Origin of the sequence: Streptomyces sp. NPDC050263 (assembly GCF_040655955.1) — a bacterium.
In the GTDB taxonomy this organism is placed as follows: Bacteria; Actinomycetota; Actinomycetes; order Streptomycetales; family Streptomycetaceae; genus Streptomyces.
Genome location: NZ_JBFAKW010000078.1, coordinates 1 through 24,240, shown reverse-complemented (window position 1 = coordinate 24,240; position 24,240 = coordinate 1). Strand labels below are relative to the sequence as shown.

Below are 24,240 nucleotides of genomic sequence, written 5' to 3'. Positions count from 1 at the left end.
ACGGCGGCCCGGGAGCCCGAACCCGACCAGGCGGGCCGGGCCGCGGCCGTGGCCCGCGCGGCCGACCGCGGGTGCTCGCCGTACGGTTCGCGCACGCTCCCCCGGCACGGATCCGCCGTGGTTCGAGCCAGGCGGCGGATCCACCGGACACGCGGACCGGTCCGGCCGCCGGACAGAGTACCGACTCCGGCAGCAGTCGACACGCTGCCCGCAGGGTGCCGATCCGGTCGTTGCGCGGATGACGGCGCTCACGGCACAACAGCCCAGGCCAAGCCGTGAGCCGTCGCCGGACAAGGTGAAGTACGGTCGGACAGGTGACCAAGCAGCGAAAGCCACGGGGCCCGTACCGCAAGAGCGCGGAGCGCCGGGAACAGATCCTCCAGGCCGCCTACGAGGCCGTCGACGAGTACGGAGAGCGTGCCTCGCTGCAGGACATCGCCGACCGCGTCGGGGTCACCCAGCCGGCGCTGACGTACTACTTCCCCACACGTGACGAACTGCTGCTCGCCGTGCTGCAACGGCGGGACGTGCTGGGCAAGGAGCTCGCGGACGCCGCCGGATCGCAGACGGGCATGGTCGACACCATGGTGTCGACCACCCGACACACCACCGAGCACCCGGGACTGGCCAAGCTCTACGTCACCCTCTCGGCCGCGGCCACCGACCCCGAGAGCCCGGCGCACGACTACTTCGCCGAGCGCTACCGGAAGCTGTCGGGCGAGGTCACGCACGACCTCCAGGTACAGCAGGACAGCGGCGCCGTCCGGGCCGACGAGCCGGCCGACCACCTCGCCAGGGTGCTGCTCGCCGTACTGGACGGGTTGCAGATCCAGTGGATGCACGACCCCTCCGTGAACATCGCCGCGATCGCCGAGACCTTCACCCGGATGCTCGCCGCCTCGACCGACCCCGCGCAGGAGCCGGCCGAGTGAGCGCGTGACACGCGCCCCAGGTGGAGGAGTCGGTCAGACCGCCTGGCCGGCCTCCGCCTCGTCGAGGCGCTTGCCCCTGGGGATCAGCAGCACCAGCAGCGCGGCGACCGCGACCACGCCGGCGAACAGCAGGAACCCGTTCGTGTATCCGTCGTCGCCGTAGAACTCGGTGCCCTTCACCACCGTGCCGTCCCTGGACAGGATCACGAAGGCGACCTGCATGAGCAGCCCCTGCACGACACCCTGCACCATGCCCTGAGCGCCGTTCGCCAAGGCCTGCTCCTCCGGCTCCACCGACTCGATGATCATGACCGGGATCATGGACACCACCATCCCCATCCCCACCGCGCCGAAGACACCGAGGGCGATGAACTGGCTGACGTGGTAGTGGAACTGGGAGCTGAGACCGATCCCGACGGCCACCAGCCCCCCGCCGATCCCCAGCAACAGGCGTGAGTCGAAGCGACGGGCGAGCATTCCGCTCACCACCGCGGCCCCGATGATCAGAATGCTGCCGGGAGCGGCGACCCAGGCTCCCTTCGTGGCGGTCCAGCCCAGCCCGTCGGAGAAGCCCGGAATGCGCGGCATGAGGATGAGCAGGTTCGTCACGATGCCGCTGGCGTAGATCGCGCCCGCGACAAGCCCCGTGGCCAGGAAGGTGGTCCACACGCGGCGACGGCCCAGCAGGGCTATCGGGAACATGGGGTGGGCGACCTTCCGCTCCACCCCCAGGAAGGCGATCACGGCGGCGATCCCGCCGCCGACGCAGAGCAGCGTGCGGCCGCTGGTCCAGCCCCAGCCCGAGCCCTCGCCGATGCCGTAGACGATGGCGGTGAGACCGCCGCCCAGCAGCAGGCCGCCGGCCCAGTCCATACGGGTGCGTTCCTCGCGCACCGGGCTCTCGGGGACGAAGGCCAGCAACAGCACGAGGGCCAGCGCCGTCCCCGCCACCAGGAACCACAGCGCGGCCCGGAAGCCGTGGTCGTCGAGGAGCCAGCCGGACAGGAACGGACCGCCCAGCGCGACCAGTCCGACACCGCCGCCGAGGAATCCGCTGGCCGGGCCCACCAGGCGGCGCGGGAACACGTCCCGCGCCAGCGCGTAGACCAGCGGGACGGAGGCGCTGTAGAAGCCTGCCACGCCTCGCCCGACGAGCAGGGTCCCGTAGTTCGTCGCCAGGGCGGCGATCAGGTCACCGACCAGGCCGAGCGTGGTGATGACGACCATGACGCGCTTCTTGCCGTACATCGCGGCGGCCTTCACCACGAAGGGCGTCGCGAACACGCCGCCCAGCAACCCGATCTGGTTGAACCAGGAGATCTTGGTGGTGTGGAAGTGGATGGCGATCGCGGACTGGGCGTTCCCGGAGATCAGGCCGACCAGACCGGTCAGCTGGGAGGCCCAGAGCAACACGATCAGCATCAGTGCGTACCGCGTGCCGAAGCCGGCCTTCCCGGCTTCCTCTTCCTTGTGCTGCGACTCGACGTTGAGTGACATCCGGCACCCCGGCTTCCGTATACGGATGGAGCCTTTGTGCTCCTGGCGCGCAGGCTAGCTCTTAATTTTTTGGAGTGATAGATTTTCGACACGGAAACATTCCGGCCCCTCAGACGGGCCTGTGCCGCCGAAGGGATCTCGCCCATGCAGCAGCCCGACCTCGCCGCTCTCCCCCTGGAGGAGAAGGCGTCCCTGCTCGCGGGAGGGGACTTCTGGTCCACCCGGCCGCTCGACGAGGCGGGAATCCCCGCGGTCGCGCTGACCGACGGCCCGCACGGGATCCGCCGTCAGCGCGCCGACGCCGATCACCTGGGCTTCTACGCGAGCGAACCGGCCACCTGTTTCCCTCCGGCCGTCGCCGTCGGTTCCAGCTGGGACAGCGAACTCGCCGGACGGGTAGGTGAGTCGATCGGCCGGGAGGCCGTCGCGCTGGGGGTCGGGGTCGTTCTGGGCCCGGGCGTGAACATCAAGCGGTCACCGCTGTGCGGGCGCAACTTCGAGTACTACTCCGAGGATCCGCTCCTCTCCGGTGTCCTGGGAGCCGCCTTCGTGCGGGCCCTGCAGTCCCGGGGCGTGGGTGCGACCGTCAAGCACTTCGCGGCCAACAACCAGGAGACGGGCCGGATGCGCGTCAGCGCGGACGTCGACGAACGCACCTTGCGCGAGATCTACCTGCCGGCCTTCGAACGCATCGTCACGGAGGCCCGACCGGCCGCCGTCATGGCCGCCTACAACCGCGTGAACGGCGTCCCGGCCTCTGAGAACCACTGGCTGCTCACCCAAGTCCTGCGCACGGAATGGGAGTTCGAGGGTGTCGTCGTCTCCGACTGGGGCGCCGTCGGCGACCGGGTGGCCGCGCTGGCCGCGGGACTCGATCTCCAGATGCCCGGCCCGGACCCCGCGAACGACGCGGCGATCGTACGGGCGGTGCGCGAGGGTGTGCTGGACGAGGCCGTGGTCGACGCGAGCGCCCGGCGGGTGCTCGGGCTCGCCAGGCCGGCCCAGGAGACGGAGCCGGTGGTTCCCGCCGAACACCACGCGCTGGCCCGAGAGTTGGCCGCCGACTGCGTCGTGCTGTTGAAGAACGACGACGCCGCCCTCCCGCTTGCCCGGCACGCACGCATCGCCGTCGTCGGCGAGTTCGCCACCGTCCCCGCCTTCCAGGGCGACGGCAGTTCGCGGATCAACGCCACGCGCGTCGACAGCCCGTTGGAGGCGATCCAGGAACTCGGCGGCTTCGTCACCTACGCGGCCGGCTTCACCAGCGACGGGACGCGGGATCCCGAGGCGTTGCGCACAGAGGCCGTACGGGTGGCCGCGGAAGCCGAGACCGCCGTGGTCTTCGTCGGGCTCCGCGGTGAGACGGAGGGCATCGACCGGGAGCACCTCCACCTGCCCGCAGACCAGTCGGCACTCGTACGTGCCGTCGCCGCCGTCGCTCCGCGTACCGTGGTCGTCCTGTCCACCGGCGCTGTGGTGTCCCTGGAGGGCTGGCACGACGACGTCGACGCGATCGTGGCGAGCTGGGTGCTCGGTCAGGCGGGCGGCGGCGCCCTCGCGGACGTGCTCTTCGGCGTCGTCAATCCCTCCGGCCACCTGGCCGAGAGCATCCCGCTCCGGCTGGAGGACACCCCCAGTTACCTCACGTTCCCCGGCGAAGCGGGTCATGTCCGGTACGGCGAAGGCGTGATGGTCGGCTACCGCCACTACGAGACGGTCGGACGCGCGGTCCGCTATCCCTTCGGACACGGGCTGAGCTACACCACGTTCCGCACCGATGACCTGTCCGTCGACGTCACGGGCGATGACAGCGCCACCGTCCGGGTCACCGTGACCAACACGGGTGACCGAGCCGGAAAGCACGTCGTCCAGGTCTACGTCGCCACTGCCTCGGGACCGGTCCGGCGTCCTGCCCGGGAGCTGCGCGCCTTCACCAAGGTCGCACTGCGTCCCGGGGAATCCCGCACCGTCGAACTCCCGCTGGAGCGGCGCGCGTTCGCCTACTACGACATCGAGCAGGGCGGCTGGGCGGTCGCCCCGGGTTCGTACACGATCCAGGTCGGCGAGAACGCCTCCCTCGTCGTCGCCGAGCAGAGCGTCACGTTGACCGGCGACACCGATGCCGCCGTGCTGTCCCTCGACTCCTCCCTCGGCGACTGGCTCGCGCACCCGGTCGCGGGCCCCCTCCTGCAACAGGCGCTCGACGCCGGGGCGACCGAGGAGAAGCGGCAGCGGTCCGAGGCCGACAGCGGCCTGGTCCACATGGTCGCGTCCATCCCGGCACGCCAGTTCCTCCACTTCCCCGGCATTTCCGTCTCCGTCGACGACCTGACCCAGATCCTGGAGAAGGCGAACCGATGACTGACGAGACCCGCCTGCGCCCGGACTTCCTGTGGGGCACGTCGACCGCCCCCGCCCAGGTCGAAGGCAACAACACCAACAGACCTTCCAACGGCACCCGAAGCCGAGTCCGGCCTGGCTGGGAGAGGTCGCCCGCAGCGCGCGGCAAGGGGCTGGAGAAGCGGTCCGCATGACGACGACCCAGGAGACGACCGATGCAGACTGACCACACCCGTCCGGCTGTTCGACTCCCGGCCCGTGACATCCCGCTGCCCACCTCGGTCAGCCCCGCGGCGCAGGCCGCGATCGTCAGCGGGATGGCGGCGCGCGCCACACGTTATCCCGGGCCCGACGACCTCGACGGCTGGCGGGCGCTGGCCGCCGCGACGGACGAGGCCGTACGAGCAATGGTCGGCGGCACGCTCCCGGCTTTCGGAGGCGAGGTCGCGCGGATCGACCTGGACGGCCTCCCGGTGCATGTGATCACGCCGGAGGGACTCGCGCCCGGCGACCGCAGGGTCTACCTCGACATCCACGGCGGCGGCTGGATCTCGGGCAAGGGCGAGGTCTGCCGTGCCCGGGGCGCCCTGACCTCGGTGTCGGTCGGGGCCCGGGTATGGGCGGTCGACTACCGGATGCCGCCCGACCACCGCTACCCGGCGGCACTCGACGACTGCCTGACCGCCTACCGGGCGCTGCTGGACGAGCGGCGCCCCGAGGAGATCGTCGTCGGGGGAAGTTCGGCGGGAGGCAACCTCGCCGCCGCCCTGATGCTGCGCGCCCGCGCCGAGGGACTGCCGCTTCCGGTCGCGCTGGTGCTGAGCACCCCGGCCACCGACCTCACCGAGGCGGGCGACACCTGGCAGACGAACCTCGGCCTGGACAACGTACTGACAGCCAGCCTCGCTCCGGCCATCCAGCTGTACGCCGACGGCCACGACCTGCGCGATCCCTACCTCTCACCGCTCTTCGGCGACCTCGCCAAGGGTTTCCCGCCGACCGTCCTCGCCAGCGGCACCCGTGACCTGCTGCTGTCGGACACGGTCCGGATGCACCGGGCGCTGCGCGCGGCCGGCGTCGAGGCCGAGCTCCACGTGTTCGAGGCCGCCGGACACGGCATGTTCCTGGGGAACACACCGGAGGACAGAGAAAAGGCCCGCGAGATAAAACAGTTCATCGAGAGGCAGTGGGGCCGCGCGGCCGGATGAGCCCGTACCGGTCCCGTGAAGGTGCCGTCCACAGGCAATGGAGGCACCTTCACTCTCTTACGGGATCTCGATCCGCCGGGCCTCACGCCGCATGTCCTCGGCGTCCTCGGCAAGGAACCAGCCCTCGCTGACGAGTTCGTCCAGTCGTCGGTCGAAGCGCTCGGTGTAGCCCGCCAGGTCCTGGTAGAGCTTGGTCAGTCGCTGCGCGTCGAAGGGCTCGTCGCTGCCGACCGAGAGGTACGTGGGAGTGCCGTCCGGATTCACCGGGGTGGACCGGTAGACGGAGTGGGGAACGTCGAGTTGGACGCAGCGCACTCCTCCTCGGGTGTTGCCGTGCTCGTCCTTGGCGAAGTGGCCGTCCGGGCGCACCTCGATGCGCTCGGCCCGGGGTGGCACGGTGCCGCGAGCGACCCACTCGACAAGGTGATGGAGGCCCATGCTGAACAACTCGAAGTGGGGCAGGCTGTTCATCCGGGGCCCGATGGCGACGTCCGCCTCCGGGTGCGTCGTCCTCCACAACGACGGGTCGTCGTAGGGCGCGTGGCGGGTTCCCATGTGCGGGACCCCCGCGAGTTCGTACAGCCGGAACCGGTCGCCGGGCTCGTCGCTGTCCTCACGCCGGTATCGGCGGCCTTCGTAGCCGGGCCGGAAGGCGAAGTCGGGCTGGGCGATGTCGCCGTCGCAGATGACCTGCACGACCGGAGCGCCGACGTCGCGAAAGGGCTCGAACGGGAAGCCCGAGGGGAAGTAGCCGTCGTAGACGCAGGACCCGTCGGCGAGGCGTTGCACATGATGGACGTCGCGGATGTAGTAGGTGGCGACGCTGCCGGTCTGCGAGTGTCCGGCGAGCAGGACGTGGGCGACGCCCGCGTCCTCGAAGGGGCCCTGGGACGCCTTGACGGCGGCGCCGACCTGGGCGAGGATCGCGCCAGACGCCCGGTTGCGGCGTTCCAGCTCGGACCACAACACCCTTGAGCGCTCCCGGTCATGAAGGTCCAGCTTCACGTCGAGGTCCCCGGTGTCGGGCCCTTCGATGTGCAGGGACGCGTAGCGCCGCGGGTCGGACGCCTTGACGTGCATGTCGAGCGCCGTCCGCTGCGAGGTGACCTCCACCCAGGCGTGCCCGGACCGCATGAGGTAGGTGCCGCTGTAGATCCAGATCGGCGCGATCCCGAAGAGATGCAGGGTCTCGACGATCACGGTCCCACTGAAGCGGGCACGTTCGCGGGGGCGCCGCACCAGTACCGTCGTGGAATACGAGTGGCCCTCCTCCTCGCCTGTCGCGATCCACTCCTCCTGCACATAGTCGTACTCGGCGAGTGACGGAATGCCGGCGCCGTGGGGCATGAACGGCTCGGCGCCGTCGCGCGGCGATCGTCGAAGTACGGCGGGGGTTACGACGTCCATGGCGCTCCTGGCGATGGCTGCGGGTATGAGACCGGCTTCTTCCTGGATACCGGGTCCGGCGTCCTAAAATCTAGCAGTCATAAAATTTAAAGACTAGAGTCACCTCGCAGCTGTGGCCCGCGCGGTCGGTCACCCACCCGCCGACCGCGCGGGCACACCAACTCCCAGTTGGAGGGGGATGAATGGACATCTCGGCAATGGCTCCACCCGCATTCGTGTACGAGCGTGCGGTCACCGTCCCGATGCGCGACGGGACGGGACTCGACGCCATCGTGTTCCGCCCCATGACAGGCACCGCCCCGACGCTCTTCGTCATGACTCCGTACGGAGCGGCGTCACCCCAGACCGGCATGGCAGGCAACGGCGCGGCCGTCCCCCACGCGACCGTGCTCGTGGACGCCGGCTTCGCGGTCGTATGGGTCGAGGCTCGCGGTACGTTCGGTTCGGAAGGCGAGTTCACCCCTCAGGTGAACGACGCGCGCGACGGATACGACGCGCTCGACTGGATCGTCTCCCAGCCGTGGTCGAACGGCACGGTCGGCATGTACGGCGCGTCCTACCTCGGGATGACGCAGTGGGCGGCCGCCGCCGGCGGTCATCCCGCCCTGGCCGCGATCGCGCCGATGCAGACCACCATGCGCTGGTACGAGGGATTCTGGTACCACCCGGGCGGCGCGCTGTCGTTGAGCGCCGTCACGACCTGGCACGCGCTGATGTCGCTCAACGACGAGTTGCGTGCCCTTGGCCGAGGCGGCGGTGATCTGAGGCGGGTCATGGCTCTGAGTACCGCGCTCGGAGACGGGCTCTCCCTGAACGACCACACTCCGATCGCCGTACACCCGCTGCTGGCCGGCGCCGGGTCGTTCGACGAGTTCGTCGCCCGCCCCGACCACGGCGAGTTCTGGGAGGCGCGCGACTTCTCCCGGGACATACCGCAGATGAGCCCGCCTGCGCTCATGACGGCGGGCTGGTACGACCTCTTCATCGGGCAGCAGTTGCGCGACTTCGAGCTGTACCGGGACACAGCGGGTTCAGCCGAGGCGCGCGAGGGCTCCCGGCTGATCGTCGGTCCGTGGGACCACGAGCCCACGCTCGCGGGCCACTTCAGCGACCACGACTTCGGGAATCGCGCGAGCGCGTTCGCGACCGACCTGACCGGCGAGCACATCCGCCACTTCCGACGCTGGCTGACACCGTCCGACGCGGCTCCCCGGGGCCCGTCGAGCCGGGTCAAGCTGTTCGTCATGGGCGTCGACGAGTGGCGCGACTTCGAGGACTGGCCTCCGCCGGAAGCCCGGCCCGTCGAGTTCTTCCTCGCGGCCGAAGACGGCGACAGCGATGACGGCGGTCTGCGGAGCGGTACCTTGATCACGCGCCCGCCGACGTCCGGCCGGACATGGGAGTACACATACGTCCCGTCCGACCCGGTCCCGACCACCGGAGGAGCGCAGATCCCACCCGCGTGGGGCTTCACCGGCCCCACCGACCAGCGCGCCCTCGACGACCGCAGCGACATCGTCTCCTTCCAGACCGAGCCGCTCCCGACGGACACCGGGGTCATCGGCTATGTCAGGGCAACCCTGTTCGTCCGCTCGGACGCCCTCGACACGGACTTCACCGCCAAACTGATCGATGTCCACCCGGACGGAAGGGCCGCCCTCCTCTGTGACGGAATCCTCCGCATGCGCTACCGGACGTCTCTGCGTCATCCCCAGCTCATGGAACCCGGACGGACATACGAGATCGACATCGACATGGCGGCGACGGCCAACGTCTTCCAACAGGGCCACCGGATCCGCCTCGACGTCTCCAGCAGCAACTTCCCGCGGTTCGACCGCAACACCAACACCGGTGGAATCATCGACCAGGAGAGCATCGACAAGGCCGTCGTCGCCCGTAACGCGGTCCTGACCGGGCCCGAGCACCCAAGTCGCCTCGTCCTGAACGTCGTCGGCTCCCCTGAGCACGGTCAGGGAACGACATAGCCGCCGTCCACGGGCAGCGCGACGCCGGTGACGAACGACGACTCGTCGCTCGCGAGGAACAGCGTGGCGGCGGCCGACTCGGCGGAAAGGCCCCAGCGATGCATGGATTGAGCCTTCATCACCGCGTCCGGAGGGGCTGCGGGGTGTCCGTCGTGGCCCGGACAGGCCACCGCCTGGAGTTGCAGCGGCGGTGAGCCCCGGCTCAACTGCAGGTTCGGCCACGCCCCGGGGGCCGAGCGCGCCGCTCGTGGTGCTCCGGGCACCGACACGGGTCGAAACCGGACACCGGGCAGGGGCCCGGGATCACCCGGGCCCCTGCCCGCGCTCCGCCCACCCGGCGGTACACCCCCGGCTCGACGAAACGACCCTTCGAGCGCCGCCCGTGGGAACGAACTCGGAGCGGGGACGTCCGGGCAAGACGGGTCCTGCCCGTACCGCCTCGCCTCGCGGCGGGTGGGTCACCCGCGGTGGACGCCCGCCTCCTCCATGACCCGCTTCGCACCGCTGGGCCAGTTGCCGTCGCTGACGACGACGGTGCCGGTCACCACGTTGCCGCGCTGGCCGTTGCTCAGGCTGATGGAGCCGTTGGTCGTCCAGTTGTCCGTCACCGTGAGCGCGCCGGTGTTGTTGGTGGCGTTGGAGTTCTCGTGGTCCCAGTCACCGGTGTCGCGGAAGACGTTGTTGACGTCGGTGTAGTCGCGTGATCCCTCGTCGTGGTAGATGCCGTAGTGGCCGTTGTTGTCGGCGCAGTAGTTGCGGTCGATGCGGGTGCCCGGCGCGGCGGACAGGGTGTAGATACAAGCCCCGTCGTCCATCGTCTGCATCACGTCGTGCAGGTAATTGCCGGTGATCCTGAGGTTCTTCAAGGTGGTGGGGGTGGTGTAGCGGGGCTGGAAGTCGTAGAGCCCGCGGTTGACGTAGTCCTGGCTCCCGCCGGAGTCGTTGGTGCCCCAGCCGTAGCCGATCGCGATGCCGGTGTAGGGCATGTCGTAGATCTCGTTGTGGGAGACGGTGGCGTCGGTGGCGTAGGTGACCAGCACGGCTGTCATGTCGCGGTAGTCCAGCGCGAGGTCGTGCATGACGTTGTCGCTGACGGTGATGTTCCGGTTGGTCATCCGGGGGTCGCGGGGGTGGTGGGCGTCGGCCTGGATGCCGCCGACCACGACGCCGCCGCCCGCGTCCTGGGTGAAGACGTTGCCGGTCACGCCGATGGTGTCGGCGCCGAGCCCGACTCCCGTGGCGTGCGCGTTGGCGTCGTTGCCGATGCCGAGGGCCACCTGGCCGAGTTGGGAGAACCGGTTGCCGGTGAAGCTGATGTGGGAGGCGGCCGACACCTGGACGGCGGCCGGCATCTGATGCCAGTTCGGACGGGTCGCCTCGAAGAGCCGGCAGCCGTACTGGCAGGAGTTCAGCGCGTCCGCCGGGCGCTCCCAGTCGCCGTAGACGAATGCGCCGGTCTGCTGGTCGGCGTATCCCTGGCCGGTGGACGGCTGCAGCCAACTGGTGTGCGAGAACTGCAGGCCGGAGAACGTGATGTGGGTCGCCGGGGCCTGGTACGTGCCGCCGACGGACAGGAGCGACTCCAGCCTCGGCATCTCCACGTCGGCGGTGGACATCTTCTGGCCGGGGAGGGGCTTGTAGTACAGGGTCCCGGTGCGGGTGTTCAGGTACCACTCCCCCGCCGTGTCGAGGAGTTCATACGCGTTCTCGAGGTACAGCGGCCCCTTGCGGAAGGGGTTTCCGATGGTGTCGTACCCGAAGGTGTTGTTGTTCCAGGCCGGCTGTTCCATGGTGATGACGCCGTGGCTGATGCCCGCCACCGGCGAGTAGCGGTTGGTGAAGGAGCCGAGGGCGTCGATCTCGGTACGGCCTGGATCGGCCAGGCGGTTGAGGTACTCCAGAGCACTGCTGGTGAAGGTGTAGCCGCCTGCGTCGGAGGTCAGGTCGGCGCGGTTGAGTTCGGTGCGGGCGCGGGTGGCCTGGACGCCGTCGACGTACAGCTGCCGGATGTCGAAGCCCTTGCCGACCTTGGCCTTCCAGATGTTCTTCGCGCGGTCCTGCTGTGTCCAGCCGGTGGCCTTCCGCGCCCCCGACAGGACGGGGTGGGCACCTGGGGCGGCTTTCCAGGTGACGGTGTGTCCGTTGGTGCCGGAGTCGGCCCGGGTGAAGGTCAGCGGCGCGGAGAGCCGGTAGGTACCGCCCGCGAGTTGGACGACCACATCGGAGCGCATGTGGGAGCTGAGGGCCCGCACTTTCGCCTTGGCCTGCCCGATCGAACAGGGGTGGGCCGATGAGCAGGCGGCGCCGTGGCCGCCCGGCGAGGCGTGGAGGACCGTCGCCTGTGTCGCGAGGGCGGGCGCTGCCTGGGCCGGCACGGCCGCGGTCACCGTGGCGAGTGCGACGGCCGCGATCAGGGAGGTTCTGCTCACCCGGACCCGAGGGGAGAGGCATGGACGTATGAACCGCACGTGGCACCTTCCAGTGGCCGAAACTAAACGGCGGTTACATTAGTCGTCATACGAATAGGGGCAATAGATACCGCGCGGTAACTTAACTCGCCCCCGAGTCACCCCGCCGACCGGCGGCCGGCCGGCGAGCGGCGGCGCTGCCAGGCGTCCTCGATGTGCGACGTCATGGCCTGCGCGGCCCCCTTGGGATCCCGGGCGAGGAGGCGCTCCGTCAGCTGCCGGTGCTCCGCGTTGGCCAGTTCACAGGCACGGACGTCGGGTGCGCCGCTGTACAGGGAGGTGGCCCGGGCCTGGGTGTGGACGCCGCGGACGATGGAGCTCGCGAGCCGGTTGCGGGACGCCTCCATGATCCGGCCGTGGAAGACGAGATCGGTCTCGATGAAGTGATACGGGGCCGCGGTCTCCGCGTCCAACCGCACGAGCAGCCCTTCGAGGGCGCGGAGGTCCTCCTCCGTCGCCAGGACCGCCGCCTGGGCGGCCATCTGGGACTCCAGGGCCGACCGCACGCCGACGAGCTGGTCGAGGACCACGAGTTCGTCGTCGTGCCGGAAGGTGGCCGCCAGGACGACGGGGTCCAGCAGGTTCCAGTCCTCCTGCGGCGTGACCGTGGTTCCGGAACCCTGCCTGGCACGGACCAGCCCCTTGGCCTCCAGGGCCTTGACCGCCTCGCGGACGGTGGTGCGGCTGACCCCGAAGGTCTCGCACAGCTCGGGCTCGATGGGCAGCGCCGCGCCGGGCGGCATATGGCCCGCCACGATCCGGTCGGCGAGCGCCTCCACCACGGCGTACGCCAGCCGGGCGGGCCGCCTGAGCCAGGGCTGCAGCGGGGGCGGACCACCACCGTTGTCCGTGCCCGTCTCCGTCATGGCGACCGCCCCTTCCGCTGCGATGTGTGCGCCGCATTCTAGCCGCCCATAGCTTGACGGTATTCGTATGACGACTTATGTTACCGAGGCATTTCCGGCTTCTCTGTGAGGTAGGACACCGTTGCGCATCACCGATGTCGCGAGCCATCCGATCCGGGTGCCCGCCGCCGACCCGCCGTTCGTCTGGCGGCACGGCCTCAGGGGCAGCCCGCCCGAGGGCGAGGCCGCCGTGCTGCACATTCGCACCGACCAAGGGGTCGAAGGTGTGGCGATGAGCCCACGGCGGGGCTCCGCCGTCATGCTGGCGGACCTGCTGGACCGGGTGCTGCGCGAGGAGTTGGTGGGTCAGGATCCGCTGCGGCGCGAATGGCTCTGGCACCGACTGTGGGAGCTGGATCGCATCGAGGAGCTGCCGCTGTATCTCCTCGGTCTCGTCGACACGGCACTGTGGGATCTGGCGGGGCGCCTCGCGGGCCGGCCCACCTGGGAGGTGCTGGGCGGTTACCGCACCTCCATCGCCGCGTACGCCTCCACCGTCACCTACTCCTCCGTCGCGGAGTACCTGGACATCGCCGACCAGGCGCTGGAGCTCGGCTACCCGGCCATCAAACTGCACGCCTGGGGCGACGCGCGACGCGACGCCAAGCTGTCCGTGGCACTGCGCGAGCATGTCGGCGACGACGTCCCGCTGATGTTCGACGGCTCCGCGGGCTTCGATCTGCCCGACGCCGTCCATGTCGGCAACGCGCTCTCCGATGCCGGTTACCTCTGGTACGAGGAACCGATGCGCGAGTTCAGCGTCACCGCGTACCAGCGCCTGGCGAACGCGGTGAAAGTGCCCCTGCTCGTCGCCGAGACCTCCGACGGGGCCCATATGAACTCCGCCGACTTCATCCAGGCGGGTGCCGCCACCTTCGGGGTCCGCGCCTCCACCCAGCTGCGGGGCGGCTTCACCGGCGCGATGCGCACCGCCCACCTCGCCGACGCCTTCCGGCTGCGCGCCGAGGTGCACGGACCCGAGATCCCCAATCGGCACCTGTGCATGGCCATCTCCAACACGACCTACTACGAGTCCCTGGTGATGGGGAACCCCATCACCAGGGAGAGCGGCATCGACGCCGACGGCATCGTCCACGCTCCCACCGGCCCCGGCGTCGCGTTGCCCGCAGGGCTCGAGTACCCGGCCGCACTCCGGCCGTACGTCGACGACGAGACGGCCACCCCGCCCAAGGCGTGACCGGCGAGTGTCCGCGTCCGCCTCCCTCCATCCCCGAGATCGTCCGGCATCCCAGCGCAAAACGAGGTCAGCCATGAACAACGGCGTTCGGTACTCCTCCCGTCCGCACTCCTTTCGCCCACGTGTCACAGCCGCCGTCGCGGCTCTCGGAGTCATGTGTCTGCTCTCGTTGACCGGGTGCGCCAGCGCGGATCCGACGCCCGCCGCGGGCGGGCCTGCCGCGAAGTTCTCCCCCGTGCCCCAGAAGGCGGGCAGCGAGATCACGGTATGGGCGGACGCCACCCGCGTACCGGGCGTGGAGGCGTACCAGAAGGCGCATCCGGACGTGAAGATGAAGATCGTCACGTACAGCGGTGACGCCAACGGGGCCAACGACCTGCAGACCAAGGTGCAGCTCTTCGACCGGACCGGCAGCGGCTGGCCCGACGTCGCCTTCACCGCGAACGTCAACGACGGCACCTGGGCCTCCCAGGGCAAGAGTCCCTACGCCGCCCCCGTCGACCAGGACATCATCCCGAAAAGCACTCTCAGCGGCTTCGCCGACGGTGCCCTGGGCCCGTGCGTCTTCAACGGCAACACGTACTGCGTGCGCAACGACCTGGCCCAGAACGTCCTTTGGTACGACAAGAAACTGATGGACTCCTTCGGGTACACCGTCCCGACCACCTGGGAGGAGTACCAGGCCCTCGGGGAGAAGGTCGCCAAGGAGCACCCGGGCTACCTCGTCGGCACCGCCGGTGACTCCTACGCCCCGGAGGTGTACTTCTGGGCGAGCCAGTGTCCCGCGAGCACGGTCACCGGCGGCAAGAAGGTCACGGTGAACCTCGAGGACCCCAAGTGCACCCGGATGGCCGAACTGCTCGACACCCTGATCGCCAAGGGGTCGGTCTCCAAGGACACCGTCTTCGGCGCCGACTTCGTCAAGAACAAGGCCGACAAGGTGCTCATGCTGCCCGGCCCGTCCTGGTACGGCCAGGTGCTGTTCAACTCGACCTTCAAGACTCCCAAGGGCCGGATCGCGGCGGCCGCTCCCCTGAAGTTCGCCGGCGACACCAAGAACTACACCGGCAATGTGGGCGGCGGCCTGTGGTTCATCTCCTCCCACAGCGAGAACCTCAAGGCGGCCTCCGACCTGGTGACCTGGATGACCACCTCCAACGACTACCAGGCCACCGCCGGCACCTACCCCGCCTACAAGACGGCCGCCACCGCCTGGCTCGCCAACCAGGCCACGACCGGCTACTTCGCCGGTGACATCGGCCCCGTCTTCCAGCAGGCCGCCGAGCGGGTGTGGCCTGGCTGGTCCGCCACCCAGTACAGCCAGGAGGCGATCTACGCCTCCACCGTCGTCCCCGCACTCAACTCCGGGAAGTCGCTCACCGACACGCTCGGCGACTGGCAGACCGCCATCACCGACAAGGCCAAGTCCCTCGGCTACACGGTCGAGCGGTGAGGTGACACCATGACCGCCCCCTCCGTCCTCCCCTCCGCCCGGCCCAAGCGCGGCGACCGCAGCGCCCGCAATCCGCTCGGCCGCGCCGGATACCTCTTCGTCTCCGGTTACGTCGTCCTGCTGCTCGGCTTCGGCGTTCTGCCCACCGGCTACGCCCTCTGGCTGGCCCTGTCCAACTCCCGTGGCCAGTTCGTCGGACTGGGCAACTTCACCCGTACCTTCGCCGACTACCGCTTCGGCCCGGCCTTCGCCCACATCGGGCTGTACCTGGTGGTCTGGCTGGTCGTACTGATGGTGCTGGTCGTGCTGCTCGCCCTGATGCTGCACGGCCGGATGCGCCGGACCTCCTCCGCCCTGCGGTTCCTCTTCTATCTGCCGGGCGCGCTCGCCGGGGTGGCGAGTGTCCTGCTGTGGCTCATCCTGCTCGACCCGGCCTCGAGCCCGGTCGGATGGCTGCTGGACGCCCTCGGCTGGCACACCCTCGCCCAGGTCATCTCCCCCGGCCATCTGCCGGTGCTGTTCACCGTCATCGCCTTCTGGACCGGGGCCGGAGGCTGGATCGTGATCATGTACGGGGCGCTCAACAACATCCCCGACGAGATCCTGGAGGCGGCCCGGATCGACGGCGCGAGCACCCTGCAGATCGCGCTGCGCATCCAGATCCCGATGCTCACCAAGTGGATCGCCTACATGCTGATCCTCGCCTTCGCGGCGGGCACCCAGCTCTTCGTCGAACCGCAACTGGTCTCCACCGCCAGCTGGGGCATGATCCCGGACAGCTGGTCCCCCAATCAGCTCTCCTACCAGTACGCCTTCCAGGCGGGCGACTTCAACGGCGCCGCGGCGCTCTCCGTCGACCTGCTCCTCCTCGGGCTCGGCTGCGCGGCGCTCGTCGTCTTCCGTGCCGGGCTGTTCGACCGGGACTGAAAGGCCGCCATGACGCTCACCTCCTCCGCCGACCGATCCCGGTCCACGGCTGCCGAGTCCCGCACGGACTCCGGCCCTCCCACGACATCGCGGCGGATCCGCCCGAACAGCCTGGCCGCCCGCGCCGCGTGGATCATCGTCCTGGGCTTCTTCCTGCTGTTCTTCGTGCTGCCGGTGATCTGGCTGCTGCTCGCCCCGACCAAGAGCGACGGCCAGATCCTGCGCGGCGCCCCGTTCGCCCTCGGATCCCTGAGCGGTCTCGCCGACACCTGGCACAACCTGTACGGCTTCCAGGACGGGGCCATCCTCGACTGGTTGGGAAACTCCGCCCTCTACACCTTCGGCGCGCTGGTCATCACCCTCGTCACCGGCATCCCCGCCGGATACGGCCTGGCACTCACCCGGTTCATCGGCCGCCGGCTGCTGCTGACCATCACGCTGCTGGTCATGCTGATGCCCTCGGCCGCTCTGGTCCTGCCGCTGTATCTGGAGATCAACGCCGTCCATCTGGACGGCACGATCTGGTCGGTCATCCTGCCCTTCTCGTTCTTCCCGTTCGGCGTCTATCTCACCTACATCTACTTCTCCTCCAACATCCCGGCCGACCTGCTGGCCGCCGCGCGGATCGACGGCTGCTCGGAATGGCAGGTCTTCCGGCTCGTCGCCCTGCCGCTGGCCAAACCGGTCGTCGCACTCGTCGGCTTCTTCAACTTCGTCGGCAACTGGAACAACTTCTTCCTGCCGTTCGTCATGCTGCCGGACAGTTCGCAGTACCCGGCCCAGGTGGGGCTGAACAACCTGCTCACCTCGTCATCGGCCTTCAACACCTCCGCCGGCCTCGGAAACCAGATCATGCGCCCGGAACTCGCCCTGGCCGCCCTCGTCACCATCCTGCCCGTGCTTTTGGTGTTCCTCGTCTCCCAGCGAGCCCTGGTGTCCGGCATGCTGGCCGGCGCCACCAAGGAGTGAGCACGATGTTCGTGACCAGCCACCGTGTCGAAGCCGACGCGGTCGTCGTCCTCACGGCCACCGGGCGGATGAAGATCCAGGTCCTGGGTCCCGAGATCATGCGAGTGGTGCAGACGCGGCGGGACGGTTTCGAGAGCGCCGAGAGCCTCATGATCCTCCCGGCACCCGCAACCGCCCCGGACGTGAGCGAAGTCGACGGCGGACTCCTCGTCTCGACGCCCGCGCTGCGGCTCAGGATCGACGCCCTCAGCGGTGCGTTCACCTGGACGGACAGCTCCGGGCGGCTGCTGGTGCGCGAACCGCACGACGGCGCGGAGACGAGAACCCTGGAGGAGATCGACGTCCACCGCCCCCTCCGCGCCGCCGACGCGCACGTCACGAACGTCCAGGGAGCCGACGGACCGAAAGCGGTGACCGACTCCGTGCCGCGCGTCGTGGACCGCACGGCGTACTCGACCACACTGCGTCTGGAACTCTCCGAAGGAGAGGCGATCTACGGCCTGGGCCAGCACGAGGAAGGCATCCTCAACTACCGCGGGCACCAGCAGTACCTGTACCAGCAGAACATGAAGGTGGCCGCCCCGGTCATCGTCTCCACCGCCGGCTACGGAATATTCTGGGACAGCTGTGCCTTCGCCTCGTTCTCCGACGGCCCGGACGGAACCCGTTTCTGGACCGAGGCCGACGACGAACTCGACTACTACTTCATCCTCGGCCCGGAGATCGACGCGATCGTAGGACGCATCCGGACACTGACCGGCCAGGTGCCGCCCCTGCCCCGGTGGGCGCTCGGCTACTTCCAGTCCAAGGAGCACTACGCCTCCCAGGAAGAGCTTGTCGGGATCGCCCGCGAACACCGCCGACGGAACATCCCCCTCGACTGTGTGGTGCAGGACTGGAAGAGCTGGACCGGACAGCTGTGGGGGCAGAAGAGCTTCGACCCGGTCCGCTACCCGGACCCGGGCCGACTCTGCGCCGACCTCCACGCCCTGAACACCCGCCTGATGGTCTCCGTGTGGCCCAACATGCACAACGACGGACCCGACCAGGTCGAAATGCGGGAGCGAGGACACCTGCTCGGCAACGACGCCACCTACGACGCCTTCAGCGCGGATGCCAGGAAGCTCTACTGGAAGCAGGCCGACGAGGGGTACTTCCGGTTCGGGGTCGATGCCTGGTGGGCCGACTGCACCGAGCCGTTCGAAGCGGACTGGAACGGCACGGTGAAACCCGACGCCGCCACCCGGGCCCGTGTCAACACGGACGAGGGCAAGAAGTATCTGGACGCCGAACACGTCAACGCCTATTCCCTGATGCACACCCGCGGCCTGTACGAGGGCCAGCGCGGAGCCGACCCGCACAGACGACCGGTCGTGCTGACCCGGTCGGGCTGTCCGGGCCAGCAGCGCTACGGAGCGGTCACCTGGTCGGGAGACGTGACCGCGACCTGGGCCACGTTGCGCGCCCAGATCGCCGACGGGCTCAACTTCTGCATGACCGGCAACCCCCGCTGGTCCTGCGACATCGGCGGGTTCTTCGTCGACCGCGGGGAACAGTGGTTCTGGCGCGGGGACTTCCCCGACGGCTGCGACGACCTCGGATACCGCGAGCTCTACGTCCGCTGGCTGCAGTTCGCCGCGTTCCTGCCGATGTTCCGCTCGCACGGCACCGACACCCCGCGCGAACCCTGGCGGTTCGGAGACACCGGCGACACCGCCTACGAGACGATCCTCGCCTTCATCCGCCTGCGCTACCGACTGCTGCCGTACCTCTACACGCTCCAGGGCTGGGAGGCCCACCGCGGCTACACCGGCATGCGCGCGCTGGCCTTCGACTTCCGCGGCGACCGGGCCGTGTACGACATCGACGACCAGTTGATGATCGGGCCCGCGCTGATGATCTGTCCCGTGACCGAGCCCATGTACTTCGGCCCGGGCTCCACGCCCGTCACCGCGGCCACCCGGACCCGGCAGGTCTACCTTCCCGCCGGGTGCGACTGGTACGACTTCTGGACGGGCGAGCGGCACACCGGAGGCCGGACCATCGATGCCGCGGCCCCGCTCGAGCACCTGCCCATCTTCGTCCGGGCCGGCTCGATCCTTCCGCTCGGACCCGTGATTCCCCACGCGGACGCGGCAGTCGAGGCTCCGATGGAGATCCGTGTCTACCCGGGCGCCGACGGCCGGTTCGACCTCTACGACGATGCCGGTGACGGGTTCGGCTACGAACAAGGTGAGTTCACGTACACGTCACTGCGCTGGACCGACGGCGAGGCGCGCTTCCGCATCGAGGCGAACACCGGTGCGGGCACCGGAATCCCCGTGCACCGGGACTTCCGCCCCGTCGTGGTGAGCACGCACGGCGGCCTCGGGTCGAGCGAGCTCGCCACGGCCGGTCCCACTGTTCGCTACACAGGCCGGCCGGTGAGCCACCTGCTCAGGTGAGAGACGTCCTCACCACCGCAGGGCGTCACTTCGGAGTCGGGGCTCCGGCTCCTGCCGGCCCTGTCGCCGGCCAGCCGCGGGGGAAGGGCACTCCCAGGGACTCCGCGACGACCGGACCGTACGCGGCGGACGCGTGCAGCCGCCCGTCGCGCAGGACGACGGCGCCGCTGCGGAGCATCGTCTCGACCAGCTCGGCGGCGAGTGCCTCCGAGATGGTGCGCCAGTGGACCGACGAGTACGAGCGCGCCGGCTTCGCGGGCGGCTGCCCCGTGGCCGCCGCGACGGTGGACTGCACGGAGGCCATCGTCTCCACGCGCGAAGTCGCGGCCGACGCGTTCGCCGCCTGGGCCGGCCCGGTGACACAAGCCCTGATCGACATGGACGTGCCCGAGGAACGGGCACGCTCGCTCGCCACGCTCATGATCAGCGCCCTGGAGGGGGCCATCCTCATCGCCCGGGCGGAGCAGCACGTACGCCCGCTGACGACCGTGGCCCATGAACTCGGCCCGCTCCTCGACTCGGCGGTGAGCAAGCCGGGCTGACCGGTCGCCCTGTCGAGGCCGGCGGGGAGGCGGCCGCGCGCCTCCTCGCCGAACCGTCAGGAGGCCGCTCCCGTCCGACCGGCGTCGACTCCCCCTGAACCGGCTGGTCGGAGACTCCGGCCCTGACGGCGGGTCAGACGCCTGCCTCCTGGTTCGGCGCTCCGCGGCCCGGACGGCGAAGCTCCGCGACATGTCGCCGCCCAGCATCGTGTACGACCGACTCGGCACCTCACGTGGCTCGTTCGCGCCATGGCGCAGACAGGTCATCTCACGTCGTTGTTGCGCGTTCACCTGTCTGCCACCTTGTGGTGCGTGTGCCCACACCCCCCTTCCATCACTGCGGAGGCAGACACGTGAGACCCATCCGGAGACTGCAAGTCGCCTGTACGGCATTGGCGCTCGTGACATCGATGTCCTCCATGGCCGCGTCGTCCTCGGCGGCCGTTTCCCCGGTGGGAGCCGTCCAGAAGTCTCCCGGCACGCTCGGACTGCGGGCGGTGACGCTGATCACCGGGGACCGGTTCCTTGTGGACCAGAACGACGACCTGGTGTCGGTCGAGCCCGCAGAGGGCCGCGAGGACGTCGGCTTACGGGTCGAGAGCTCCGGCGATCATCTGTACGCGATCCCGGCGGACGCGGAGCAGATGATCGCGCGAGACACCGTGGATCGCAGCCTGTTCGACCTGAAGGCCCTGCTGGACGCGGGGTACGACGACGCGCACCGCGGCACACTCCCGTTGATCGTCGGCGGAAGCACTTCCACGTCGCTGTCCGCCACCCGGCTGGGCTCGCGGCCCGTTCCCGAGGGCACGGTCGTCACGAGGAAGCTACCGGCCGTCCGAGGCGTCGCCGTCGAGGTCGGAAAGAAGAAGGCCGGTGAGCTGTGGAAGGCTCTGACCCGCCCGACCGCCGCCCGCACGGCGGACGGCCAGCGGTCTGCGGCGGCCGGCGTCCGCAAGATCTGGTTCGACGGCACCGTGAAGGCCACACTGGACCGCAGCGTGCCGCAGATCGGGGCGCCGAGCGCGTGGGCGGCCGGTTACACCGGCCACGGTGTCAAGGTGGCCGTGCTGGACACCGGCATCGACACCGCACACCCGGACCTCGCCGGCCGTGTCGTCGCCGAGAGGAATTTCTCCAGTGCCACGGACACGGGCGACCACTTCGGACACGGCACCCACGTGGCGTCGACCATCGCGGGCAGCGGTGCCGCGTCCGGCGGCAGCTTCAAGGGAGTGGCCCCCGATGTCGACCTGCTGAACGGCAAGGTGCTGGGCGACCAGGGCGACGGGAGCTATTCGGGGATCCTGGCGGGGATGCAGTGGGCGGTCGACCAGGGCGCGAAGATCGTCAACATGAGCCTGGGCGGCACGGACAGCGCGGGAACCGACCCCCTCGAAGACGCCGTCAACGACCTGTCCGCCCAGCACGGCACCCTGTTCGTCGTCGCCGCCGGCAACGAGGGCAAAAACGGTGACAGTACGGTCGGCAGCCCGGGCAGCGCGGACGCCGCGCTGACGGTGGGCGCCGTCGACGACTCCGACGCCCTGGCTTCGTTCTCCAGCACGGGTCCGCGGCTGGGCGACAACGCCGTCAAGCCCGACATCACCGCCCCTGGTGTGCACATCGTGGCCGCCCGCGCGGCCGGCACGGCAATGTGCCAGAACAGTTGCGTACAGCCGGGTGACGGGCCCGTCGACGACAACTACACCTCGGCGTCCGGGACTTCCATGGCCACGCCGCATGTCGCCGGCTCGGCGGCGCTCCTGGCCGACGCGCACCCCGACTGGTCCGGAGAGCAGTTCAAGGGTGCTCTGATGGCCTCCGCCCGGCCGAGCACCGATCAGGGCGCGTTCCAGCAGGGCGCGGGCCGGATCGACGTCGCCGCCGCGCTCAACGAGCGGGTGACCAGCGAGCCGACTTCGCTGAGCTTCGGTTTCGCCACCTTTCCGCACGCCGATGACGCGCCGGTCGGCAACACCCTGACGTACCGCAACACCGGCGACCAGGACCTCGTTCTCGACCTGACCGCATCGACGACCGACCGCTCCGGCCGGCCGGTCAACGACGGCACGTTCACCGTCTCCCCGGAGCGGGTCACCGTCCCGGCCGGCGGCGCCGCGACCGTCACCGTCACCTCCGACACCCGGGTGGGCTCGGCCCTCGGCCAGTTGTCCGGCACGGTCACCGCGACCACGGCCTCCGCTGTCGTCGCCCGCACGCCGCTCGGCGTCGTCCGAGAGAGCGAGGCCTACGATCTGGCACTGCGCCATGTCGGGGCGGACGGGAACACCCCGGCGCCCGGGACCGGCGCCTCGCTCTACGACGTCACCACCGGCGAGATGTACTCCGCCTACATGCGGTCCGACGGCACGTCGGCGGTGCGCGTTCCCCCCGGCGTCTACCACCTCACCAGCAGCGTCACCACCCGCCGGGCGGACGGCACGTACGCGCGAGCAGTCCTCTACCAGCCCCAGATCGTCATGGACGAGGACACGTCCCTGACGCTCGACGCACGGGTCGCCAAGCCGGTCGACGTCACCCTGCCCGATCGCCAGGCCACGACGGCCACCGGCGTCCTGGCCGTCCGAAGGACCATGGACAACGGGCAGGGCCGCCTGACGAGTTCCTGGCTCGGCTCGTTCGACCGGCTCTCGTTCGCACAGATCGGCGGCCGTGCCACCACCGGATCGCTCCAGACGATGATCGGCGGCGTCTGGACCCGCCCCGAGGCGTACGACGGCGCGTCCCTCCCTCAATACCGCCTCGCGTACTCGCTGCCGGACAAGCGCGGCGCCGGTCTCACCCGGCGCCTGACCCGCGGTGACCTGGCCCGGATCGACAGCACCCTCGGCGCCTCCGTCGCGAGCAAGCGGGCCGACGTCTCGGCGGTACCGTACGCGGCGGACGGCATGACCTCCGCGGGCGTCGCCCTGCGCAGCACCGCTGCCCTGCCTCGTGTGCAGACCGACTACGTCAACACGGAGGCCGCGGTGTCCTGGGGCTTCATCGTGACGCAGAACGGCCAGACGCTGCAGAACGAAGCCAGCTACTACAGCCCCGAACGACGGTACCGGCCCGGCCGGACGTACCGGACCAGCTACGGAGTGGGCGTGTTCGGCCCCGGACTCGGCCTGGCCGAAGGCCGCGACAGTTTCGGCAGCGAGGGCTGGGGGCTCTTCCGCACCGGGGACACACTCCGGATGCGCCTCCCCCTCCACACCGACGGCCTCGGCCACCCGGGCAGCACGGGCCTGCGCTTCGGCGGCAGCGCCCGCACCACGCTCGTGGGCGACGGCTCCACCCTCGTCGACATCGCCGCCCCGCCCTCCAGCAATGTCACCGTCCCGGCCGGTGAACTCCGCTACACCCTGTCCACCGACCTCACCCAACAGGCCACCATCACCGGCGTCTCCTCCCGGATCACCTCGACCTGGACGTTCCGCTCCGCCACGGTCGCGACCGGCACCCAGCGGATTCCGCTGCTGAACATCCGCTACACGCCCAGCCTCACGGCGGACACGAGCGCACCGGCCGGCAAGCCGGTCCTCGTGCCGGTCTCCGTCGAGGGGGCCCGCGCAGGTGTACGGTCCCTGACCGTGGACGTCTCGTACGACGCGGGCAAGACCTGGCAGCGAGCACCCCTGAGCGGCCGGAAGCTGCTGCTGCGGCCTCCCACGGAGGCCGACTCCGTGTCGCTGCGCGCCAAGGCGGTGGACGGGCGAGGGAACACGGCCGAGCAGACGATCATCCGCGCCTTCAAGGTCGCCCCGCTCGACGACTGACCACCCGCCACAGTCACACCCGGCCCGGCCCTGACTCTCCGTGGAGAGGCGGGGCCGGGCGCCGTGTCGGACCGGGCCACCGGAGATCTAGTGCCGCGGCAGGCAACGTTCGCCCCGTCGCGACGCCCGGCACGCACTCTCGCCGCACCGGCCGAAAGCCCAAGTACGTCCAGTACGAGG

General features: G+C 69.8%; 17 protein-coding genes and 1 pseudogene. 12 read left to right on the top strand and 6 right to left on the bottom strand.

What is annotated here, in order from left to right; all coding sequences use genetic code 11:
- Positions 1-314 precede the first annotated feature (314 nt).
- Positions 315-932: a TetR/AcrR family transcriptional regulator gene (locus AB0J04_RS29315; protein ID WP_363171572.1), complete on the top strand. Its 618-nt coding sequence runs from the start codon at positions 315-317 to the stop codon at positions 930-932.
- A 33-nt stretch (positions 933-965) separates the two neighbouring features.
- Here the strand turns inward: AB0J04_RS29315 and AB0J04_RS29310 are convergent, their stop codons facing one another.
- Positions 966-2,429 carry an MFS transporter gene (locus tag AB0J04_RS29310; protein WP_363171571.1) on the bottom strand — a complete coding sequence of 488 codons (1,464 nt, stop codon included), beginning with the start codon at positions 2,427-2,429 and terminating at the stop codon, positions 966-968.
- A gap of 144 nt (positions 2,430-2,573) precedes the next feature.
- Between AB0J04_RS29310 and AB0J04_RS29305 the strand changes: the two genes are divergently transcribed.
- From AB0J04_RS29305 to AB0J04_RS29295, 3 genes are read left to right on the top strand one after another with little or no spacing between them, the layout of a single operon-like run.
- A complete protein-coding gene (locus AB0J04_RS29305) occupies positions 2,574-4,790 on the top strand; it encodes a glycoside hydrolase family 3 C-terminal domain-containing protein (protein ID WP_363171570.1) in 2,217 nt (738 codons plus the stop codon).
- A complete protein-coding gene (locus tag AB0J04_RS29300; protein WP_363171569.1) occupies positions 4,787-4,963 on the top strand; it encodes a hypothetical protein in 177 nt (58 codons plus the stop codon). Before AB0J04_RS29305 ends, AB0J04_RS29300 begins: the two co-directional genes overlap by 4 nt.
- A 21-nt stretch (positions 4,964-4,984) precedes the next feature.
- Positions 4,985-5,977, top strand: a complete 993-nt coding sequence (locus AB0J04_RS29295) for an alpha/beta hydrolase (RefSeq protein WP_363171568.1) — start codon at positions 4,985-4,987, stop codon at positions 5,975-5,977.
- Between the two features lie 57 nt (positions 5,978-6,034).
- Here AB0J04_RS29295 and AB0J04_RS29290 read toward each other — a convergent pair whose 3' ends face one another.
- Positions 6,035-7,384, bottom strand: a complete 1,350-nt coding sequence (locus AB0J04_RS29290; RefSeq protein WP_363171567.1) for an alpha/beta hydrolase domain-containing protein — start codon at positions 7,382-7,384, stop codon at positions 6,035-6,037.
- A 197-nt stretch (positions 7,385-7,581) separates the two neighbouring features.
- On the opposite strand from AB0J04_RS29290, the gene AB0J04_RS29285 reads away from it, so the two are divergent.
- Positions 7,582-9,369, top strand: coding sequence for a CocE/NonD family hydrolase (locus AB0J04_RS29285; RefSeq protein WP_363171566.1), 1,788 nt, complete (start codon positions 7,582-7,584; stop codon positions 9,367-9,369).
- Here the strand turns inward: AB0J04_RS29285 and AB0J04_RS29280 are convergent.
- The 3 genes from AB0J04_RS29280 to AB0J04_RS29270 form a co-directional block, all read right to left on the bottom strand.
- Positions 9,354-9,473 carry an SDR family oxidoreductase gene (locus AB0J04_RS29280; protein WP_363171565.1) on the bottom strand — a complete coding sequence of 40 codons (120 nt, stop codon included), beginning with the start codon at positions 9,471-9,473 and terminating at the stop codon, positions 9,354-9,356. The two genes, AB0J04_RS29285 and AB0J04_RS29280, sit on opposite strands and share 16 nt — an antisense overlap.
- A gap of 354 nt (positions 9,474-9,827) precedes the next feature.
- Complete coding sequence (locus AB0J04_RS29275; RefSeq protein WP_363171564.1) at positions 9,828-11,798, bottom strand: right-handed parallel beta-helix repeat-containing protein; 1,971 nt, start codon at positions 11,796-11,798, stop codon at positions 9,828-9,830.
- A 137-nt stretch (positions 11,799-11,935) separates the two neighbouring features.
- Positions 11,936-12,703, bottom strand: a complete 768-nt coding sequence (locus tag AB0J04_RS29270; RefSeq protein WP_363171563.1) for a FadR/GntR family transcriptional regulator — start codon at positions 12,701-12,703, stop codon at positions 11,936-11,938.
- A 121-nt stretch (positions 12,704-12,824) separates the two neighbouring features.
- On the opposite strand from AB0J04_RS29270, the gene AB0J04_RS29265 reads away from it, so the two are divergent.
- The 5 genes from AB0J04_RS29265 (at position 12,825) to AB0J04_RS29245 (ending at position 19,733) form a co-directional block, all read left to right on the top strand.
- Complete coding sequence (locus AB0J04_RS29265) at positions 12,825-13,940, top strand: enolase C-terminal domain-like protein (protein WP_363171562.1); 1,116 nt, start codon at positions 12,825-12,827, stop codon at positions 13,938-13,940.
- Positions 13,941-14,175: 235 nt separating this feature from the next.
- Complete coding sequence (locus tag AB0J04_RS29260) at positions 14,176-15,393, top strand: extracellular solute-binding protein (RefSeq protein ID WP_363171561.1); 1,218 nt, start codon at positions 14,176-14,178, stop codon at positions 15,391-15,393.
- A 9-nt stretch (positions 15,394-15,402) separates the two neighbouring features.
- The gene (locus tag AB0J04_RS29255) at positions 15,403-16,320 is read left to right on the top strand and encodes a sugar ABC transporter permease (RefSeq protein ID WP_363171560.1); all 918 of its coding nucleotides are present in this window, start codon (positions 15,403-15,405) and stop codon (positions 16,318-16,320) included.
- Between the two features lie 9 nt (positions 16,321-16,329).
- Positions 16,330-17,289, top strand: a complete 960-nt coding sequence (locus AB0J04_RS29250) for a carbohydrate ABC transporter permease (protein WP_363171559.1) — start codon at positions 16,330-16,332, stop codon at positions 17,287-17,289.
- A gap of 11 nt (positions 17,290-17,300) precedes the next feature.
- Complete coding sequence (locus tag AB0J04_RS29245) at positions 17,301-19,733, top strand: TIM-barrel domain-containing protein (RefSeq protein ID WP_363171558.1); 2,433 nt, start codon at positions 17,301-17,303, stop codon at positions 19,731-19,733.
- Between the two features lie 25 nt (positions 19,734-19,758).
- Here the strand turns inward: AB0J04_RS29245 and AB0J04_RS29240 are convergent, their stop codons facing one another.
- Positions 19,759-20,028: a hypothetical protein gene (locus tag AB0J04_RS29240; protein ID WP_363171588.1), complete on the bottom strand. Its 270-nt coding sequence runs from the start codon at positions 20,026-20,028 to the stop codon at positions 19,759-19,761.
- On the opposite strand from AB0J04_RS29240, the pseudogene AB0J04_RS29235 reads away from it, so the two are divergent.
- Positions 19,940-20,275: pseudogene (locus AB0J04_RS29235) on the top strand (TetR/AcrR family transcriptional regulator); the annotation flags it as partial. The gene AB0J04_RS29240 and the pseudogene AB0J04_RS29235 overlap by 89 nt on opposite strands.
- 410 nt (positions 20,276-20,685) lie before the next feature.
- A complete protein-coding gene (locus tag AB0J04_RS29230; protein WP_363171587.1) occupies positions 20,686-24,060 on the top strand; it encodes a S8 family serine peptidase in 3,375 nt (1,124 codons plus the stop codon).
- Positions 24,061-24,240 lie beyond the last annotated feature (180 nt).

Coding starts and splice junctions, on each gene's coding strand:
- AB0J04_RS29310 (WP_363171571.1), bottom strand. CDS start 2,429: ATGTCACTCAACGTCGAGTCGCAGCACAAGGAAGAGGAAGCCGGGAAG.
- AB0J04_RS29305 (WP_363171570.1), top strand. CDS start 2,574: ATGCAGCAGCCCGACCTCGCCGCTCTCCCCCTGGAGGAGAAGGCGTCC.
- AB0J04_RS29300 (WP_363171569.1), top strand. CDS start 4,787: ATGACTGACGAGACCCGCCTGCGCCCGGACTTCCTGTGGGGCACGTCG.
- AB0J04_RS29295 (WP_363171568.1), top strand. CDS start 4,985: ATGCAGACTGACCACACCCGTCCGGCTGTTCGACTCCCGGCCCGTGAC.
- AB0J04_RS29290 (WP_363171567.1), bottom strand. CDS start 7,384: ATGGACGTCGTAACCCCCGCCGTACTTCGACGATCGCCGCGCGACGGC.
- AB0J04_RS29285 (WP_363171566.1), top strand. CDS start 7,582: ATGGCTCCACCCGCATTCGTGTACGAGCGTGCGGTCACCGTCCCGATG.
- AB0J04_RS29280 (WP_363171565.1), bottom strand. CDS start 9,473: ATGCATCGCTGGGGCCTTTCCGCCGAGTCGGCCGCCGCCACGCTGTTC.
- AB0J04_RS29270 (WP_363171563.1), bottom strand. CDS start 12,703: ATGACGGAGACGGGCACGGACAACGGTGGTGGTCCGCCCCCGCTGCAG.
- AB0J04_RS29255 (WP_363171560.1), top strand. CDS start 15,403: ATGACCGCCCCCTCCGTCCTCCCCTCCGCCCGGCCCAAGCGCGGCGAC.
- AB0J04_RS29250 (WP_363171559.1), top strand. CDS start 16,330: ATGACGCTCACCTCCTCCGCCGACCGATCCCGGTCCACGGCTGCCGAG.
- AB0J04_RS29230 (WP_363171587.1), top strand. CDS start 20,686: ATGTCCTCCATGGCCGCGTCGTCCTCGGCGGCCGTTTCCCCGGTGGGA.